Source organism: Colwellia marinimaniae, assembly GCF_002207865.1.
Taxonomy (GTDB): Bacteria; Pseudomonadota; Gammaproteobacteria; order Enterobacterales; family Alteromonadaceae; genus Colwellia; species Colwellia marinimaniae.
The window spans coordinates 1-19,060 of sequence record NZ_BDQM01000013.1; the positions used below are offsets into that span (position 1 = coordinate 1).

Genomic DNA, 19,060 nt, shown 5'->3' on the forward strand with positions numbered 1-19,060 from the left:
CGAACGATTTTTTAAGAGAGTTAGATTATGTCATTTAACTTTATTGGTGCATTAAGCGGTTTGTAACCGTGAAGTATTTAAGCGGGTTTACAACATCATAATTAGTTTAGTTTGTTGTCGCCGAACGATTTTTTAAGAGAGTTAGATTATGTCATTTAACTTTATTGGTGCATTAAGCGGTTTGTAACCGTGAAGTATTTAAGCGGGTTTACAACATCATAATTAGTTTAGTTTGTTGTCGCCGAACGATTTTTTAAGAGGATTAAATTATGTCATTTAATATTGCATTAAGCGGGTTAAACGCCGCACAAAAAGACTTAGATGTTACATCAAATAACATTGCCAATGTAAACACGGTTGGCTTTAAAGAGTCCCGAACTGAGTTTGTTGATGTTTATGCCGCATCTTTACTGGCTGGAGGTAAAACTAAAGTAGGCGATGGTGTTTTAACGGCGGATGTTGCTCAGCAGTTTTCCCAAGGTAGTATTCAATTTACCAATAACTCCCTTGATTTAGCCATTGCCGGTAATGGTTTTTTTGTCACCGTACCTGAAATTGACAGTTTAGATGCCTCTTACACCCGTGCTGGTCAATTTAAATTAAACGACAGTAACTTTGTCGTTAATTCATCTGGTGGTTATTTATTAGGTTTTCCAGTCAATGCTGATGGCTCTTCTTCATCGGTAGCGCTAAGTACCGCATCGCCTTTACAAATACCGACAGCTTCTGGCGCACCATCAAAAACAAATGAGGTCGATGTTAAGATGAATTTACCTGCGGGTGACTCTGTACCCGCTTTTACCTTTGATCATACTGACCCACTAACGTATAACAACTCGACCTCGGTAACCATTTTTGATTCGTTAGGCGACAGTCATGTGATGACTTATTATTTTGTAAAATCAGCGCCGAATACTTGGGATATGTACGCGGCCGTTGATAACCAATTGGTCGATATTCCAGGAGGGCCTGTTAATAATGGTGCGGGTATTAATGGCGCACAATTAACCTTTCTTGCTAATGGTGATTTCAATACTCAAGATCCCACTCTTATCCAAACCGCACCATTAGGTACGGCGATATTAAGTAATGGCGCTGATCCTAGTCAGCAGATTATTGTTGATTTTAATTTAGATCCAACGGGGCCAAATATTAATGAGCCAACACAATATGCTTCTAGTTTTGAAGTAACCTCATTAGAGCAAGATGGTTTAGCGGTAGGTCGATTAACCGGTATCGACATTGATAGCGATGGCCTTGTGCGTGCCACTTATAGTAATGGTACCTCAGAGCCTTTAGCACGTATTGCTTTAGTTAGCTTTGCCAATAATCAAGGGCTCACTCAAATTGGCAATAGTTCATGGAAAGAGAGTATTGTTTCCGGTGAAGCGTTAGCCGGTGAAGCGGGCTCAGGTACTTTTGGTACCATTAACTCCTCAGCATTAGAGCAGGCTAATGTTAATTTAACTACCGAACTTATTGATTTGATTTCTGCACAGCGAAACTTTCAAGCAAACTCGCGAGCACTGGAAGTTAGTAACCAACTAAACCAAACTATCTTACAAATTAGGTAACTTGAGCTAAATAACCTGGTGTAAAAATTACTGACAAAGCTGTTAGCTATGAGCAATAAATTACTCACAGTTAACAGCTTTTTTATTTTAGCTCTCATAAAATATATCATCATTTCTTTATCCATTTTTAGCCGTTAACCAACCCCTCTTTATAATAGCTGGCATCTTACTTGCATTTATTTTGTATAACCTTATATTTTTTGGAAAGTCATTATGGATAAGTTGCTTTATATCGCCATGAGTGGTGCTAAACAAAACATGCAAGCCTTATCAATAAATGCCCACAACTTGGCGAATGCTAACACCACTGGTTTTAAGGCTGATTTAGCACAAGCGCGTAGTATGCAGGTATATGGCGAAGGGATGGCTTCGCGGGTTTTTTCAATGACCGAGCGTGCTAGCCAAAATTTTGACTCAGGCGCTATTCTTCATACCGGGCGCTCACTTGATGTTGCCATAGCCGGTGACGGTTTTTTTGCGGTGCAAGCCGAGGATGGTCAAGAGGCTTATACTCGCGGTGGACATTTTCGTTTAACCGAAACAGGAGCATTAGAAACTAACGATGGTGAATTAGTCATAGGTGAAGATGGCCCTATTATCATACCGCTACCGGTAAATAATATTCAAATATCTCGTGACGGCACCATCATGGTACAACCTGCAGGCGCGCCAAGTAGCGTGCAAGAAGAAGTGGCTCGTATCAAGTTAGTCAATCCAGATACTCGGCTGATCGAAAAAGGCAATGACGGTTTATTTCGCGCCAAAAATGGCGAGCAATTAATTGCCGATATCAATGTCAACGTCCTTGGCGGTTCACTCGAATCGAGTAATGTTAACCCCATTCATGAAATGACCGCCATGATTTCTTTACAGCGTCAATTTGAAATGCAATTGAAAATGATGAAAACCGCAGAAGAAATAGATGCTAGCGCTGCTTCGTTATTACGTGCTTTTTAATTATTAGTATCTTTCAGTTAATATTTAGCTGTTTTCAAAAACAGTTAGTACTCAATCAGAGGTGATGTATGAACGCAGCATTATGGATAAGTAAAACCGGCTTAGATGCGCAAAATAAAAATATTGCGGTAATCTCTAATAACTTAGCGAATGCTAGTACCGTAGGCTTTAAAAAGAGTAGAGCGGTTTTTGAAGACTTACTTTACCAAAATATTAATCAGCCAGGTGGTCGAACTGCACAAGATACCGAAGCGCCATCAGGTTTAATGATAGGTGCGGGTACCAAAGTGGTCGCCACGCAAAAAATTCATACTCAAGGTGACATGATTACCACAGATAACGCCCTTGATTTGATGATTCAAGGCGAAGGTTTTTTTGAAATTCTTATGCCAGATGGTAGTTCAGCTTATAGTCGCAATGGTCAATTTACCATGGATGATGAAGGTAATCTGGTTACCCCAGGTGCGGGTTACCTTATTCAACCACAAGTGACCATTCCCGAGGATGCGTTAAGTATTATTATTTCTCAAGACGGTGAAGTGTCAGTAACACTGCAAGGGCAGGCTGATCCTGCCGTGGTGGGTCAAATTAACTTAATTAACTTTGTTAACCCAACGGGTCTTCAGCCAGTGGGGCAAAATTTGTATACCGAAACTGCAGTAAGTGGCGCGCCCCAAGAAGGCGTTCCTGGTCTTGAAGGTTACGGCATGTTGATACAAGGCGCGTTAGAAACATCCAATGTAAACACTACAGAAGAGTTGGTTAACTTAATTCAGAGTCAGCGCATCTATGAAATGAACTCAAAAGTAATCTCAGCCGTTGATCAGATGTTGAGTTATATCAATCAGCAGCTGTAGTAAAAATTTATAATTTAATTGAGTGAATCATTTAATGAAAAGGCAGGAAGTAGTGATGAAAAGACCAACAACATTAAACAAGGTTACTTTAAGCAAAGGGCATTTACCCCAGGTTAAGTTACTTTTAGCTTGCTTGTTAATTGCTGTTACTACCGCTTGTAGTAATACCGTTGAATTAAGTAGAGTACTACCCAATGACCCTGATTTTGCGCCGATAATGCCAGAAGAAGAAGAAGAGAGCATTGTGCCAACGGGGTCTTTATTTAAGCCCCATTACGTGAATAATATTTATTCAGACTCTAAAGCGCACCGTGTTGGCGATATTATTTTGGTCATCTTGAGTGAAAAAACCCAAGCGAAGAAAAATGCTAAAACTGAATTAAAAAAACAAAATACAACTAGCTTAGATGCCGTTACTGGCTTCGGTGGTTTCCCCGTTACCATTAATGGCGAGTCATTGCAGTTTGGTGTCAGCCAAAGTTCAAACTTTAAAGGTGATGCAAAAGCGGATCAAGGTAACAGCTTAACCGGTAATATATCAGTACATGTGCTCAGGGTTTTGCCTAATGGCAACTTAATGATCCGTGGCGAAAAATGGTTAACGTTAAATAATGGCGATGAATATATCCGCTTAACAGGGGTTATTCGCTCAAAAGATATTAATTCCAACAACACCATACTCTCAACAAAAATTGCCAATGCGCGTATTCAATATGCGGGTACCGGGAGTTTTGCTGATACTAATGAGCAAGGTTGGTTAGTTAAATTTTTCAATAGTTCTTGGTGGCCTTTTTAGTGTTCTGCAAAGGGAAAACTAGGCTTTGCTGCTAACGCATAGCCTTAGCCCTGAGGTCTAGTTCAAGGGTTAGCTTAAAATATTAGTTCAAGGTGTTAATTTAAGGTGAAAATCTAATGAAAGTAGTAACAAACACAATTATCCTTCTGGCATTATTGGCATCCTTGTCAGTAAGTGCCCAGCGTATTAAAGATTTAGCCGATGTTGCTGGGGTGCGATCAAACCAGTTAATTGGCTATGGTTTAGTGGTAGGTTTACCTGGTACCGGTGAGCAAAGTCCGTTTACCGAGCAAAGCTTTAAAACTATGTTAAGTAACTTTGGTATTACTATGCCGGCAAACCTAAAACCAAAAATAAAAAACGTTGCTGCAGTTGCGGTACATGCCGAATTAAGAGCTTTCACCAAATTAGGCCAAACGATTGATATTACTGTATCTAGTATGGGCAGTGCCAGCAGCTTACGTGGCGGCACCTTATTACAAACAATTTTAATGGGCCTCGATGGTAATGCTTATGCAGTCGCCCAAGGCTCTTTAATCGTTAGTGGTTTAGGCGCGCAAGGTTTAGATGGCTCACAGGTATTAGTCAATATTCCCACGGTTGGTCGTATCGCCAATGGCGCTATTGTTGAGCGAGAAGTAAAATCCCCTTTTTCCTCCGGTGATCATATAACCTTTAATTTACGTCATTCTGATTTTACTACCGCTAAATTATTGTCTGATACCATCAATGAGCTTATTGCCGGTTCAGCCAAAGCAATTGACGCCACCTCAGTGCGGGTTAGGGCTCCTCGTGATATTAGTGACCGAGTAAGTTTTTTATCGGTACTGGAAAACCTTGAATTTGAGCCCGCTACACCCGCGGCAAGAATTATTGTTAATTCACGTACTGGCACCATAGTGATTGGCTCTGAAGTGAAACTACTGGCGGCAGCAATTACTCATGGCGGTATTACGGTCACCATTAATGAGGTACTAGATGTTTCTCAGCCTAATGCCTTTGCCGAAGGCGAAACCGTGGTTACTAATCAATCAGCAATCAATGTTAGCAACGCCGATGCCCGTATGTTTGTCTTTAAACCAGGGGTTACCTTAGAAACCTTGGTGCGTGCTATCAATGAAGTTGGCGCTGGCCCTGGCGATGTTATGGCTATTTTAGAAGCGTTAGATCAAGCGGGTGCAATACAAGGCAAACTAATCATCATTTAAATTAATTATTATCCTTGTTGCTGTATCGCTCAACTTAAGCGTCTTTAAAAATGTTACTTATAGGTTACTAAAATTATGGATATCAATTTAAGCCAAAACTACAACTTTGATCAAGCGCGTAATGCCCTTGAACTAAATGGCTTAAATGCTATTCGTCAACAATCGCGCGCCACGGATGATGAATCAAAACAAGCGGCGTTAAAAGAAGCGGCGCAACAATTTGAAGCCATTTTTATGAGAATGTTGCTGTCAAGTATGCGTAAAGCACAAGATGTACTTGAATCAGACAGTCCTTTTAATTCTGAAACAAGCAAGTTCTATCGCGACATGCATGATCAGCAAATGGCGATTGAACTTTCTTCCAATGGCTCTTTAGGGTTAAGTGACTTAATTATTCGCCAACTTGGCGGTGATAGTAGCGGTTTTAAACCTAGCTCGGTGTTACGTAATGATGGTAATTTACCCTCCTTTCATCAGGTTAACTCGGCCGATGATAAAGTTGCTAATAGCAGTAAAGGCGATATAGACAAACAACATAACTCCTTAGTAGAAAAAATGTTGATGGATAAAAGCCAAATTAAGCCAGATATCGATATTCCCTTTGCGGGTAGCTATCAAAATAATAATAGTGTCAGTAACCAAATTATTAGTGGCGTTAGCCAACTTCCTATCAATGCGGCTAATAAAGCGACGAGTAATAACATAGCGCCAAACATCGATAATATTGCTAAGCAAGCTCAAAGCGTCAATATTTCAGCGCCTATAGCCGCACAAAGCTTTGATGAACCAAAAGACTTTGTCAGGGCTTTAGTTGCGCCAGCAAAAAAAGTTCAACAACAGTTGGGTGTGCCTTTTGAAGTTATTATTGCCCAAGCGGCCCTGGAAACTGGTTGGGGACAAAAGATAATTAAAGACCAAGATGGGGCTAGTTCAAATAATCTCTTTAATATAAAAGCCGACTCTCGTTGGTCTGGCGATAAAGTAAGCAAAGAAACCTTAGAGTTTGAGCAAGGCACTATGGTTAAAAAGTCAGCGCAATTTAGAATGTATCAATCATTCACTGACAGTATTAATGACTACATCAACTTCCTTTCAACTAGCGAACGCTACCAAGACGCATTGCAAAACTCCGGCAATGTGGAACACTTCCTGCAAGGTTTACAAAAAGCAGGTTATGCAACCGATCCTCAATATGCCGATAAAATACTCGGTACCTTGAAAACCGTTACTAACCTTTTAGCTAAGTAAGTTAGCCCAGTAAACTTTGTTGTAGGAAGGACTTATCCTATTAATGTGTGTTATTTCATAGCGCGCTAGATAAAGCTCCTACGATAAAATGTTAATTCAATTATCACGGTAATGCCTTAGCAGTTATTTCGCTGATTAACAGCGACAGTATGTTAATAACAATAGCGGCAAGGTATTACCTAGGAGAATAAATTATGACAGTAAGTTTGTACCAAACCGGTGTCAGTGGCTTAATGGCTGCTCAACAGCAACTGGCGACAACAGGTCATAACATTGCCAACGTCAATACTGAAGGCTATACCCGCCAACGAGCTGAGCAAAATTCCACCTTAGGGATAAATAACGGTAGTAATTACCTTGGCACGGGGACTTACATTCAAGATATCACCCGTCTTTACGATCAATTCTCCCATAAAGAACAGCTATTAACACAAAGCAACTTAGGTAATGCCGATTTACTACAAGCGCGGTTGACACAACTTGATCAGGTGATGTCTACTTCAGGTAATGCGGTTGTTGGTTCCTTAAATAATTTCTATCAAGCACTTAATGGTGTTGCCGATAATCCTAATGATTCAGGTTTACGCAGCATAGTGCTCAATCAAGCCGGTATTTTAAGTAATGACTTTAATGAGCTAACCGATAATTTCGATAGAATGAGCAAGGCGGTAAATGGTGAAATAGAGCAAGTAGCCAATAGGATTTCCGAAATATCACTAGAGATAGCCAAGATCAATGAAACCATTTTGCATTCGCAAAATTTAACGCAAGGTGGTCAACCTAATGACTTACTTGATAAACGTGATCAACTGATTGGTCAATTAAGTGAGTTTACCCGAGTTACCACGGTCACAGATGGCAATGGTGTGCTGACGGTAATGATAGGGCAGGGTACTACGCTTGTTGCTGGTATTACGCCGATGACCCTACGAGTAAGTGCCGGTGATCCTGATGGACAAAAGACAGAATTAAGATTAGTCAGTGGTAGTAGCAGCGTTGCTATAAGCGGTGAGAAATTAGGTGGCTCATTAGCCGCCAGTTTTGAATTTAGGGATGAACACCTCAGTCAAATTCGCACTGAAATTGACCGTTTAGCGATGGCAATATCTGCCACCTTAAATGATAGCCAAGCCAGTGGCTTAGATTTGAATGGTGTACAAGGCGCTAATATTTTTACTGATATTAATACCACGAAATTACAGCAAGGGCGGGTATTAATACCGTCTGATAACGCCCCAGGCACATTGCAGGCTCAAATTAACATTACCGATGTTTCTTTAGTGCCAACCGATGAATTTGAAGTGCGTTTTAATGGCACCAATTTAATGATGCATAATCTAACAAATCCATCAGCAGCCGTTATTACCTTAGGTATTCCAGGAGCCGGACCATTTGACACCACCTTAGGTTTTGAATTTATTGAAAACGGTGGCAACCTCGCTATTGGTGATACTTTAACTATTATCCCGACGAGAAATAGCGCCGCGTTAATGCAAACTACGTTAACCAATGGTAATGCTATTGCGGCAAGCTCGGCTGTTGCCGTGACAGCATCAACCAATAATATCAGTGATGGCCAGGTAAAAATCACCAATGTTACTAACCCTGTTGCCGCTCGAGCTTATGATGTAACTGTTGATGTTTATGAAAGTGCGCCAGGTACCTTTAGTTACCGTGTTTATGACACGGCAACACCGCCACCAGCGCCACCTATTGCCGCGGGTACTTATGCTGCCGGTGCTAGTGTTTTAGTTGATATCCCCGCAGGTACACCTGATTTTAAAATAGAGATTAGTGGTGATCTTGTTGGCTCAGGTGCCAATGCTAGGGAAACCTTTATTATTGGTGATGCCTTTGGCGTGGGTAATAGTAACAATGCCGTTACTATGGCAAAAACCCAAGAAATAGGTGTCACTAATGGTGGTAGAGAAACGTTTAGTAAAAGTTTAGCGGTATCAACCTCAGTGGTGGGCGCTAAAGCCAGTAATGCTGATTTATCTGCCGATACCGCTCAGGCACTTTTTACCCAAGCGTATAATCGAAACCAAGCAGCCTCTGGGGTTAACCTTGATGAGGAAGCCGCCAACCTGATGAGGTTTCAGCAAGCCTATCAAGCAGCATCGCAAATTATTTCTACCGCGAATACCCTTTTTGACACTATTCTAGCCGCGGTAAGGTAAGGAGTTTCTATGCGAGTCTCTACAGCGCAGTTTTACTTACAAAGTGTTCAACAAATGAGTAGTAAAGCTGCAGATATTAATGAGCAGATGGCCCATTTATCCAGTGGTAAACGTGTGCTTACCGCCAAAGATGATGCCGTGGCTTATGGCACTTTGGCTGGTTATAAAAATGACTTGGCAAATATTGAAAAATATAAACGCAATATCAACCAGGCCGAAAGTCACAACAGCTTGCAAGAAGTTTCTTTTGCTGGCGCTGAAGATATCCTAAATGATATTCAGCAACGTCTGCTACAGGCTAATAACGGTGCTATGTCTGATGAAGACTTACAAACGCTAGCTAAGCAAGTTCGCCATAGCTTTAACCAGTTATTTGATGTTGCCAATAGTCAAAATGAAAATGGCAATTATATTTTTTCTGGCTATAAAACCGATGTACAACCTTTTAGTCAACAAGTTGACGGTAGTGTTTCTTATGGCGGAGATAGCGGTGTCAGAGAGTTGCAAATAGCCAAAAACATAAAAATACCAACAAACCAAACCGGCGATGCTGCTTTTATGAATGTTGCCAATGCCATTGGCGATTTTAGTGTTAATTATCCCACTGCCCCTGCGGCAAATACCTCGGGTGTTGCCGTTGAAAGTGCCAATATAACCGATAGAAACGCCTACAACCTAGGTGCAGGGCCTTATACATTTGCTACAGATCCAATAACTAACGATTTAACGGTTACCGATAGCACTGCTACTGTTGTTTTTCCTGTACTGCCGGCACTACCTGCGCCCTATGTTGCCGGGCAAACAATTTCCTTTGATGGCATTGACGTTACCTTAAGCGGCAACCCATTGCCGGGTGAGAGTTTTGTTATCAGTGAACAAGAAGATATTAGTATTTTTGCCACCATCAATAATGCCATAGCTTGGATGGAGCAAGGCTCTGTTGCCACCAATCAAGAACAACATCAAGTAGATTACAACACCATTTTAGAGCAACTGAACTCGTCCATGACTCATATCACCTCAAGGCGAGTGGATTCCGGTATACGGCTGCAAGTACTTGATAGTCAAAAGGATAGGCACCTTGATTTAGAGCTAAGCCTAGCGGCCGGGCAAGCTAACATTGAAGATTTAGACTTTGCTAAAGCTATTTCGGAGTTTGAGCAAGCAAAAATCGCTTTGCAGGTATCACAGCAAACGTTTAGCAAGGTACAAGGTTTAACATTATTTAATTATATTTAATTTTTTAAAATAGTTAATAAAATTGGCACTGTTTATGCTTGTTTAATGTGCAATAGCAAAGCAGTAGCAAAAAATAACAAATAGCTGACGGTAAATATAATAACACCAGCGGTTTTTATAAAGAAAGAAAAGAGCAGAGGCTTGCCTTAACAAGCTTCTAATAACAGAAAGTAAACGTACACATTAGGAGTTTATTATGGCTTTATCAGTCGTTACTAACGTCGCATCACTAAATGCTCAACGTAACTTAACTAAATCAGGCAGTGCTTTAGCTACCTCAATGCAGCGCCTGTCATCGGGTATGCGTATTAACAGCGCCAAAGATGATGCTGCGGGATTGCAAATATCAAACCGCTTAACCTCGCAGATTAATGGTTTAGCGGTAGCACAACGAAATGCTAACGATGGTATTTCTATGGCACAAACGGCAGAGGGTGCTATGCAAGCTTCTACCGATATTTTGCAGCGTATGCGTGAGCTAGCATTACAAGCGGCTAACGGATCAAACTCAGCTGAAGATCGCGGTGCGATGCAAAAAGAAGTAGCGGCATTACAAGAAGAATTAACGCGTATTGCCGAAACTACCTCCTTTGGTGGTCAAAAATTACTGGATGGTAGTTTTGGTACCAAGGCTTTCCAAGTGGGTGCTAATGCTAATGAAACTATTAGCATGACCATGAATAATATTGCTGCTACTAGTTTAGGTAATGATATTTATGATCTGCAAGGTTCTATAGCTGGTGCCGTTATTACGGGGAGTGTTAACGGCATTACAGCTGACTCTGTGTTGACAATTTCAGGAGATGGAGGCTCAGGAACTTCAACTGGAGATATAACTTGGAATAGTAATGCTACCAGTAAAGATATTGCAGCAGCAATCAATACAGCAACATCAGACAAAAATGTCAAAGTTACAGCAAAAGTTACAAATGAAGTAACCGTAGGTAGTTTTAATGCAGTATCTAATGGAGCGGATATAGAGCTAACTATTGGTACGACTCAGATTGATATCGATTCTTTTAACAGTACAGATTTAACCGCGATGGTTAGCGCTATTAATTCTAGCACAGGTACACATGGGGTTACAGCGACCCTCAATGATGACAAGTCCAAAATGGTACTATCTAGTGATGATGATATTCTATTGAATCTAGATGAAGCTAGTACATCTATTGCGATTACTATGGATGTTACCGGTGATGCTGGAGGTACGACCACGGCTGCACGAGCTGCTGACACCATTGCCGTCGGTTCAATAAGTCTTTCAGGACCAGAGGGCTTTTCATTCGCTGCTGCTGTTGGTACGGAAGTATTTGCAACAACGGGTGCAAATTCAACATTAGACTCTGTTAATGATATTAAGCTAACCACACAAGCAGGCTCTCAAAGTGCTATTGACGTAATTGATGCAGCGTTAGCTAGTATTGATGCAAGCCGAGCTGACTTAGGTGCGTTACAAAACCGTTTTGGTCACACCATCAGTAACTTGGCTAATATTTCAGAAAATGTTTCTGCATCACGTAGTCGTATTCAAGATACTGATTTTGCCGTAGAGACCGCGATAATGACCAAGAACCAAATATTACAACAAGCAGGTACTTCAATATTGGCGCAAGCGAACCAAATACCACAAGCAGCCATTAGCTTGTTAGGTTAGTTTTATCCGCTTGTAGAGGCGACTTTAGTCGCCTTACCGGAAACGTTAAGATAATTCGGGCTGGCTGTTGCAACCCGTAGCGGCGACTTTAGTCGCCTAAATAGAGTAATGAATATAAAGCCGAACAATCATTGTTCGGCTTTTTTGTTTTTGGTGTTAGGTGTTTATTTATTTTTATGGTTATTGATAAATGGGCGACTAAAGTCGCCCCTACGGTGGTCGTCGGTTGGAGGTGTTGCAATAACCCGTAGCGGCAATCAGTAGCGGCAATCAGTAGCGGCGACTTCGTCGCCTTACAGGAGATGTTGAGATAATTTGGGCTGGTTGTTGCAACCCGTAGCGGCGACTTTAGTCGCCTAATCAAATGTTATCGTCTATGGTAAATTAATTACGCACTTCAAAAGGATTTGATTATGTCACGAGACAAGCTAATTAAAGGCAGAACATCCCTCAAAAATCATATTTACCACGTAACAACATGCACACAAAATCGTCAACCATTCTTTGACAACTTCCATTGTGCTCGCTTATTAATAAATGAAATGAAAAAGCTAGAGCAATCGAAGCAAGTGCTTGCTATTACGTGGGTCATTATGCCCGATCACTTACATTGGCTGTTGCAACTGTCGGGTGAAAAATCCTTATCTACTATCATGCAAAGCTTAAAAGGCTGCAGTTCAAAAACTATTAATCAATATAACCCGCAAATTAATTTTGCATGGCAACGAGGATTTTATGACCATGCCATAAGAGCAGAAGAAGATTTATTAAAGGTGTCTCGTTATATTGTTGCTAATCCGTTGCGAGCCGGGTTAGTTGACAATATTGGCCATTACCCTTTTTGGGATTCTATTTATATTTGATTATATTTGATGAGGGTTTTTTATGAATGGGCGACTAAAGTCGCCCCTACGGTCGGGGTGATGTTGAGATGATTTTGGGCGTGATATTGCAATAACACGTAGCGGCGACTTTAGTCGCCTTACAGGTAATGTTGAGATAATTCGGGGCAGTATGTTGCAATAACATCGTCGCCTAATCCAATGTGATTTATCATTTGTTGTTCGGTTTTATTGAGGCGTGGTGTTTATTGATGAATGGGCGACTAAAGTCGCCTCTACGGTCGGGGTGATGTTGAGATGATTTTGGGCGAGGATATTGACATAACATGTAGCGGCGACTTCAGTCGCCTTACAGGAGACGTTAAGATAATCCGGGCAGTATATTGCAATAACATCGTCGCCTAATCCAATGTGATTTATCATTTTTTGTTCGTTTTTATTGAGGTGTGGTGTTTATTTATGAATGGGCGACTAAAGTCGCCCCTACGGTCGGGGTGATGTTGAGGTGATTTTGGGCGAGGATATTGACATAACATGTAGCGGCGACTTTAGTCGCCTAACCCAATACCCAATAATGTTTTTGATAAAAAGATTAAAGTTATTTTTTGAGCTGCCGTTAAGGTGATTAGAACGGGAACTAGATGACACATTTAATAGTTCTAAATTTAAAATCTAATTAACGCATTACAAATTTGTAAGCAGGAGTTTTAACATGGCTATTTCGGTAATCACTAATGTATCATCACTAAATGCTCAACGTAACTTAACTAAATCAGGTCAGGCCCTTGCCACTTCAATGCAACGTTTATCATCAGGTATGCGTATTAACAGCGCCAAAGATGATGCGGCTGGTCTACAAATTTCAAACCGTTTAACTTCACAAATTAATGGATTAGGCGTAGCGCAACGTAATGCTAATGATGGTATATCAATGGCACAAACGGCAGAAGGTGCGATGCAAGCATCGACTGATATTTTACAACGTATGCGTGAACTAGCATTACAATCAGCTAACGGATCAAACTCAAGTGATGACCGCGCAGCAATGCAAAAAGAAGTAGTCGCTTTACAAGATGAGTTAACCCGTATTGCAGAAACTACCTCGTTTGGTGGTCAAAAATTACTAGATGGTAGTTTTGGCACCAAGGCTTTTCAAGTAGGTTCTAATGCGAATGAAACTATTGATATGACAATGACCAATATTTCTGCTGATCAATTAGGTAATGATAGGTATAATCTGCAAGGTTCTATAGCTGGTGCCGTTATTACGGGGAGTGTTAACGGCATTACAGCTGACTCTGTGTTGACAATTTCAGGAGATGGAGGCTCAGGAACTTCAACTGGAGATATAACTTGGAATAGTAATGCTACCAGTAAAGATATTGCAGCAGCAATCAATACAGCAACATCAGACAAAAATGTCAAAGTTACAGCAAAAGTTACAAATGAAGTAACCGTAGGTAGTTTTAATGCAGTATCTAATGGAGCGGATATAGAGCTAACTATTGGTACGACTCAGATTGATATCGATTCTTTTAACAGTACAGATTTAACCGCGATGGTTAGCGCTATTAATTCTAGCACAGGTACACATGGGGTTACAGCGACCCTCAATGATGACAAGTCCAAAATGGTACTATCTAGTGATGATGATATTCTATTGAATCTAGATGAAGCTAGTACATCTATTGCGATTACTATGGATGTTACCGGTGATGCTGGAGGTACGACCACGGCTGCACGAGCTGCTGACACCATTGCCGTCGGTTCAATAAGTCTTTCAGGACCAGAGGGCTTTTCATTCGCTGCTGCTGTTGGTACGGAAGTATTTGCAACAACGGGTGCAAATTCAACATTAGACTCTGTTAATGATATTAAGCTAACCACACAAGCAGGCTCTCAAAGTGCTATTGACGTAATTGATGCAGCGTTAGCTAGTATTGATGCAAGCCGAGCTGACTTAGGTGCGTTACAAAACCGTTTTGGTCACACCATCAGTAACTTGGCTAATATTTCAGAAAATGTTTCTGCATCACGTAGTCGTATTCAAGATACTGATTTTGCCGTAGAGACCGCGATAATGACCAAGAACCAAATATTGCAACAAGCAGGTACCTCAATTTTGGCGCAGGCGAACCAATTACCACAAGCGGCCTTAAGTCTACTTGGCTAGGTCATCAGTATTTAAGATGACGTTGGCTTAGGCCTAGCTTAAAACGTGTAAAGGAAGAGGCCAATAGTCCTCTTCCTTTTTGTGTTTAGTTACTCGCTGGTTGCTTACGGGCAATGATTGGTTAATGGTTTATTCATAATGAGTTATTTTATCGTTAGACAAAGTTATAGTATTGGTTTGAATAACTGTTGAAATAACGTAAGGAGTCTATAATGAGTACAATAGCAAGCACTACAGATATTGCTTTGCCTAACTTAACGGCGGAGCTTAATAAGTCTGTTGACTCGGCAGTAAAGGCCGTAGAGGCAACAGTGAAAACAAGCGACTTGACGGTAAATGAACTCGCCAGTGATGAGCAGTCGTCAGCGGTTTCGCTAAGTGAGCAAGCTAAAGAGCTCAAGCAAGCGCCATTAACCACCGAACAGCTTGAAAAGGTGGCGCAACAATTGCAGGAGTTTGTTGGCAATATGAATCGCGGTTTGGAGTTTTCGGTAGACAAAGATTCTGGTCGTGATGTTATCAAAGTCATTGATAAAAACAGTGGTGAACTGGTTAAACAATTTCCTTCAGAGGAAGTATTAACTTTAGTGGCCAAACTATCTGAAATGGTGGGTGCTTTTATTGATGCTAAAGTTTAAATTTCAATAGTAGCATACTCGTTGCTATTGTAATTATTTATTGTCAGAGGAAAAGGGGGTTGTATGCCTAGTTTAACGTTTACGGGAATAGGCTCAGGTCTTCAGATTAGCGAGATTGTTGAAGCGATTGTTGGTGCCGAAAAAGCCCCTTTTATTTCTCGGGCGAACAAGCAGCAAGCCTCATATACTACCGATATTTCAGCGGTAGGTGCTTTAAAGTCGGCTTTAGTCAGTGTTAGTGAATCTATTGCTGCTTTAGCCGATGCTGATAACTATCAACTACGTACTGCCAAAGGTGCTGATAGTTTTGTTAGCCTGAGCTCTAGTCAAGATGCTCAAGTGGGTAGTTACTCGGTACAAGTTGATGCCTTAGCGCAAGCACACAAAATAATGTCTGCGGCAATTGATGGTGAAGAAGCCGTTGGTGAAGGTACCTTGACTATAGCGGTAAACGGTGAAAGTTTTGCTGTTGAGGTATCATCGACAGATACCTTAAGCCAAATTCGTGATGCGATAAATGATAGTGTCGATAATGACTTGGTTATCGCGACCATAGTTACCGATGATGACGGTCAACATCTTATTATGACCAGTAAAACAACCGGGCTTGAAAATGCTATCACTACCACGGTTACCGATACCGGGGATAGCAATGATACTGACAATTTAGGTTTGTCACGTCTTGCTTATGATGTTTCAGACCCCGATCCGCTCAATCATATTACCAATTTAGCTGAGGTTACAGCAGCACTTGATGCACAAATTACCATTGACGGCACCTTGGTGGTTACCAGTAGCACCAATGTTTTTGAAAACGTTATTGATGGCGTAGATATTACCGCTAAAAAAACGCATGACGTTGATGATGATATAAGCCAAATTAGTTTCAGTGAAAATAATGCCAATATTCAATCGGGCATCGCAGACTTTGTTAAAAGTTATAATGAATTAAAAAAGTTAAGTGATCAGTTAGGCTCATCAAGCTCGGCAGGTGGTGGTGCACTTTCCGGCGATTCCTTATTGCGTGGGGTGATGAATAAATTACGCCAACAGCTCAGTGAAAGTTTTGATGCCGGTAACGGCAGTACTTTATCCTTATCACAGCTTGGTGTGGAAAGTGACCAATACGGTGTCTTGACTTTAGATACGAAAATTTTGAATGAATACATTGATAGTGATGTTGATGGCTTACAACAATTTTTTGTTGGCACAGATGCAGCAGAAGGTTTTGCCGCTTCAATTGAAACCCTGCTTAATTTTTATACGGATGATATTGATGGTGTTATTCAAAACCGTATTGACAGTCGAACGGCACAATTAGATAGATTAGATGATGCCTATTTGGCTTTTAATGCGAGAATGGAGTCATTAGAAGCACGCTTGTATGCGCAATACAATGCCATGGATTTAATCGTGGCCCAGTTAAACTCTACCAGTAGTTATTTAATGGCGCAGCTTGATAATATGCCTGGTGTGGTGAGGCAATATCGAAAATAAAATTTTACTTTTAACCTAACTACTCTATAACAGCGCCGCTATTTTATTATAAAGTGACGTTGCTTGACTATTGGTTAAGTTACCTACAGAACGTGCCCGCCCTATTGTTGAACTTATCCTGATAACCTTATTGGCTAGGTCTTCAATTGTTCTTGATGCTTCTATCTGCGTTGCTTTTTGTTGTTTTTCAAGACCGAGTTTTGATATGTTAACCACATCTTTAGCGTAAACACCTAAATCAGGTTTTAATGGGTTTTTCTTGATTTCTTCGGTTATTTTTGGTTTAGCAGCGCGCTGTATTATACTGCTTGCGGTCAATGGATTGGCAATTGACATAAGTTACTCCAATATCCTACCAACGGCAGTAATGCCCATTGCTATAATAGGTAATATCTTCTGCTTCTAAAGTATAGCTTTTTCTGTATAAAAATCGAACGGTACGGATTCGACGCGTTGATAAATGTTAGCGATGACGTAATTAGCAATCATAAAACTTAAATAGGGGGGGTAATTACCGGGGCGTTAATACTTTTGGTATGATTTAGTGGCTTTATTGCCCTTTTTTAGCTTAATCACTTGTGCTGCTAATGTTTGTTTGCAGAGTTGCAGGTTATCGGATAATTGCTTATCAAGTGTTGCCATTTCATTTAATAAATCTTGCTCCTGTGCTATTTCTATTGATAAATATTGTGTAAATAAATGTCGAATTAAACCATCTCTTTTAGCGAGTAACTCGGTGAGTTCAGCCATGGTTATTTCTTTATCGCCATGTGAATTATTGTCGGTTTCACTAACGGATTCCTGAGTTACTCCTACCGCCCCTTGAATTTTATTTTGCACAGCGAGTATGCACGACAGTAGTTGTCGTGATACTGCAATTATCTGCTCAAGTGCTTGTTTAATATCATTAGCCACTAAAAGCTCACTTGATCTTGTGTCTCTAGTGGGATTGAATCCCAACCAGCTTTTATCGGTAAAAGAATTTGAATTATTTCTTCCAGCTTATCAACATCGTTATTAGTACTAGCAACAAGCAGCTGTTCAGAACAAAAGCGATAAAGTGATGCTAAGTTATTTGATATTTCGCCACCTTGCTTAAAATCTAACGAGCCTTCTAATACGCCAATAATAGCAATAGCATTCGATAGCTCAGTGCCTTTTTTATCAAAGTTGTTTTGCGAAATAGCGCCTTTTGCAGTGGCGATATTGCCTAATAATTTTTGAAATAACATAGCGACTAATTGATAAGGTGAAGCTTGTTGAGCCGTGCTCTTGTTTGTTTGTTGGTATTTTTTTAGTGATGCATGTGTCATAGACACCTCCAGTAGCTCTATAACTTTAAGTATAGAAAACTAATAAAATTGAAACCATAGATTTAGTTATAACTTAACGTAAAAAAAGTATGACTAAGTTAATGGTTGATTATTAACGGTTACCGCAAAGCCTTCTTTTTTAGCTTTCTCAAAAGCTTGTTGTAGTACATTATGTGTAACCTCTTCAGTACTATTCACTACGCCATTGTTTAGTACTTCAATATTATCCCAACCGCGAGTGACTAGATATTCTTCTATTTGGGTAAGTTGCTGCTCAAAAGGCATCTCCCTTGAGAACATAGTAAACTCATGTCGAGTACCTTTGGTGAACTCTTGCTTATCATGCATTAATTCTGCAGTGCCATTTATGATCAACATTTTATTATCCTACTTTTACTAAAATATGGTTATAAGCTTACTATCATCCATTTTTAATGCTTTTTTTATGCCAACTGTATATGTTAAATATTGAACCGGTTTTATCTACTTGATTATAAAGATTTATTAATATTTAATTTTATTGATTCGGCGTTAAAATAAAATTTTATAAATCACTTTAACTACCGCTATCAATTTTTTGACATATTCATCAGCTGAGCCTGTTTACTTATGAAGTATCTTTATGTTGCACTGCATATAAGGCACTTTACCTTATATTAATGAATATCAATGTTGCCTTGATGTCTAGTATATTCACAGAAAATATGTTCTGTATTTTAATATCACTTTATCGGCAGCAGGCTCAATATCTTTACTTTATTTGTATTCAACCAATAGGTAGGGCTGGGGGGGGGGAATTCGATAGATGACAAAAAAATGACGGTTAGGCGTCAACTTTTTGTTGCTTAAATTTTATTAACGGCTAAAATTGCCACTGTCGC

Annotated in this window: 17 protein-coding genes; 13 read left to right on the forward strand and 4 right to left on the reverse strand. The window is 40.2% G+C overall.

What is annotated here, in order from left to right; all coding sequences use genetic code 11:
• Positions 1–269: 269 nt before the first annotated feature.
• The 13 genes from flgE to fliD all read left to right on the forward strand — a co-directional run bounded on the left by flgE (position 270) and on the right by fliD (position 16,866).
• The gene (gene flgE, locus MTCD1_RS09370; protein ID WP_057180186.1) at positions 270–1,574 is read left to right on the forward strand and encodes a flagellar hook protein FlgE; all 1,305 of its coding nucleotides are present in this window, start codon (positions 270–272) and stop codon (positions 1,572–1,574) included.
• 213 nt (positions 1,575–1,787) lie between these two features.
• A complete protein-coding gene (gene flgF, locus MTCD1_RS09375; protein WP_057180187.1) occupies positions 1,788–2,531 on the forward strand; it encodes a flagellar basal-body rod protein FlgF in 744 nt (247 codons plus the stop codon).
• A 68-nt stretch (positions 2,532–2,599) separates the two neighbouring features.
• Positions 2,600–3,388: a flagellar basal-body rod protein FlgG gene (gene flgG / locus MTCD1_RS09380; RefSeq protein ID WP_057180188.1), complete on the forward strand. Its 789-nt coding sequence runs from the start codon at positions 2,600–2,602 to the stop codon at positions 3,386–3,388.
• 55 nt (positions 3,389–3,443) lie between these two features.
• A complete protein-coding gene (gene flgH, locus MTCD1_RS09385; RefSeq protein ID WP_057180189.1) occupies positions 3,444–4,184 on the forward strand; it encodes a flagellar basal body L-ring protein FlgH in 741 nt (246 codons plus the stop codon).
• Between the two features lie 116 nt (positions 4,185–4,300).
• Positions 4,301–5,392, forward strand: coding sequence for a flagellar basal body P-ring protein FlgI (locus tag MTCD1_RS09390; protein WP_057180190.1), 1,092 nt, complete (start codon positions 4,301–4,303; stop codon positions 5,390–5,392).
• Positions 5,393–5,467: 75 nt separating this feature from the next.
• Entirely contained in the window at positions 5,468–6,640 is a 1,173-nt protein-coding gene (flgJ, locus tag MTCD1_RS09395) for a flagellar assembly peptidoglycan hydrolase FlgJ (protein WP_057180191.1), read from the forward strand.
• A gap of 194 nt (positions 6,641–6,834) precedes the next feature.
• Complete coding sequence (gene flgK, locus MTCD1_RS09400; protein WP_057180192.1) at positions 6,835–8,820, forward strand: flagellar hook-associated protein FlgK; 1,986 nt, start codon at positions 6,835–6,837, stop codon at positions 8,818–8,820.
• A gap of 9 nt (positions 8,821–8,829) precedes the next feature.
• Positions 8,830–10,059: a flagellar hook-associated protein FlgL gene (gene flgL, locus MTCD1_RS09405; protein ID WP_057180193.1), complete on the forward strand. Its 1,230-nt coding sequence runs from the start codon at positions 8,830–8,832 to the stop codon at positions 10,057–10,059.
• 196 nt (positions 10,060–10,255) lie between these two features.
• Positions 10,256–11,716 (forward strand): flagellin, encoded by a 1,461-nt coding sequence (locus MTCD1_RS09410; RefSeq protein WP_088568933.1) that lies wholly within the window; start codon positions 10,256–10,258, stop codon positions 11,714–11,716.
• 413 nt (positions 11,717–12,129) lie between these two features.
• Positions 12,130–12,579, forward strand: a complete 450-nt coding sequence (locus MTCD1_RS09415; protein WP_057180195.1) for an REP-associated tyrosine transposase — start codon at positions 12,130–12,132, stop codon at positions 12,577–12,579.
• A 691-nt stretch (positions 12,580–13,270) separates the two neighbouring features.
• Complete coding sequence (locus MTCD1_RS09420; protein ID WP_088568934.1) at positions 13,271–14,731, forward strand: flagellin; 1,461 nt, start codon at positions 13,271–13,273, stop codon at positions 14,729–14,731.
• 212 nt (positions 14,732–14,943) lie between these two features.
• Positions 14,944–15,369: a flagellar protein FlaG gene (locus MTCD1_RS09425; RefSeq protein WP_057180197.1), complete on the forward strand. Its 426-nt coding sequence runs from the start codon at positions 14,944–14,946 to the stop codon at positions 15,367–15,369.
• Between the two features lie 63 nt (positions 15,370–15,432).
• Entirely contained in the window at positions 15,433–16,866 is a 1,434-nt protein-coding gene (gene fliD / locus MTCD1_RS09430) for a flagellar filament capping protein FliD (protein WP_057180198.1), read from the forward strand.
• A 24-nt stretch (positions 16,867–16,890) separates the two neighbouring features.
• Here fliD and MTCD1_RS09435 read toward each other — a convergent pair whose 3' ends face one another.
• The 4 genes from MTCD1_RS09435 to MTCD1_RS09450 all read right to left on the reverse strand — a co-directional run bounded on the left by MTCD1_RS09435 (position 16,891) and on the right by MTCD1_RS09450 (position 18,557).
• The gene (locus tag MTCD1_RS09435) at positions 16,891–17,202 is read right to left on the reverse strand and encodes a hypothetical protein (RefSeq protein ID WP_057180199.1); all 312 of its coding nucleotides are present in this window, start codon (positions 17,200–17,202) and stop codon (positions 16,891–16,893) included.
• Between the two features lie 186 nt (positions 17,203–17,388).
• Entirely contained in the window at positions 17,389–17,781 is a 393-nt protein-coding gene (locus tag MTCD1_RS09440) for a hypothetical protein (RefSeq protein ID WP_057180200.1), read from the reverse strand.
• Positions 17,781–18,179 (reverse strand): flagellar export chaperone FliS, encoded by a 399-nt coding sequence (fliS, locus tag MTCD1_RS09445; protein WP_057180201.1) that lies wholly within the window; start codon positions 18,177–18,179, stop codon positions 17,781–17,783. Before fliS ends, MTCD1_RS09440 begins: the two co-directional genes overlap by 1 nt.
• A gap of 93 nt (positions 18,180–18,272) precedes the next feature.
• Positions 18,273–18,557, reverse strand: a complete 285-nt coding sequence (locus MTCD1_RS09450) for a hypothetical protein (protein ID WP_057180202.1) — start codon at positions 18,555–18,557, stop codon at positions 18,273–18,275.
• Positions 18,558–19,060: the final 503 nt, after the last annotated feature.

Excerpts from the sequence above, each read along its gene's own strand:
- flgE (WP_057180186.1), top strand. The coding sequence starts at position 270 with ATGTCATTTAATATTGCATTAAGCGGGTTAAACGCCGCACAAAAAGAC.
- flgF (WP_057180187.1), top strand. The coding sequence starts at position 1,788 with ATGGATAAGTTGCTTTATATCGCCATGAGTGGTGCTAAACAAAACATG.
- flgG (WP_057180188.1), top strand. The coding sequence starts at position 2,600 with ATGAACGCAGCATTATGGATAAGTAAAACCGGCTTAGATGCGCAAAAT.
- flgH (WP_057180189.1), top strand. The coding sequence starts at position 3,444 with ATGAAAAGACCAACAACATTAAACAAGGTTACTTTAAGCAAAGGGCAT.
- MTCD1_RS09390 (WP_057180190.1), top strand. The coding sequence starts at position 4,301 with ATGAAAGTAGTAACAAACACAATTATCCTTCTGGCATTATTGGCATCC.
- flgJ (WP_057180191.1), top strand. The coding sequence starts at position 5,468 with ATGGATATCAATTTAAGCCAAAACTACAACTTTGATCAAGCGCGTAAT.
- flgK (WP_057180192.1), top strand. The coding sequence starts at position 6,835 with ATGACAGTAAGTTTGTACCAAACCGGTGTCAGTGGCTTAATGGCTGCT.
- flgL (WP_057180193.1), top strand. The coding sequence starts at position 8,830 with ATGCGAGTCTCTACAGCGCAGTTTTACTTACAAAGTGTTCAACAAATG.
- MTCD1_RS09410 (WP_088568933.1), top strand. The coding sequence starts at position 10,256 with ATGGCTTTATCAGTCGTTACTAACGTCGCATCACTAAATGCTCAACGT.
- MTCD1_RS09415 (WP_057180195.1), top strand. The coding sequence starts at position 12,130 with ATGTCACGAGACAAGCTAATTAAAGGCAGAACATCCCTCAAAAATCAT.
- MTCD1_RS09420 (WP_088568934.1), top strand. The coding sequence starts at position 13,271 with ATGGCTATTTCGGTAATCACTAATGTATCATCACTAAATGCTCAACGT.
- MTCD1_RS09425 (WP_057180197.1), top strand. The coding sequence starts at position 14,944 with ATGAGTACAATAGCAAGCACTACAGATATTGCTTTGCCTAACTTAACG.
- fliD (WP_057180198.1), top strand. The coding sequence starts at position 15,433 with ATGCCTAGTTTAACGTTTACGGGAATAGGCTCAGGTCTTCAGATTAGC.
- MTCD1_RS09435 (WP_057180199.1), bottom strand. The coding sequence starts at position 17,202 with ATGTCAATTGCCAATCCATTGACCGCAAGCAGTATAATACAGCGCGCT.
- fliS (WP_057180201.1), bottom strand. The coding sequence starts at position 18,179 with ATGACACATGCATCACTAAAAAAATACCAACAAACAAACAAGAGCACG.
- MTCD1_RS09450 (WP_057180202.1), bottom strand. The coding sequence starts at position 18,557 with ATGTTGATCATAAATGGCACTGCAGAATTAATGCATGATAAGCAAGAG.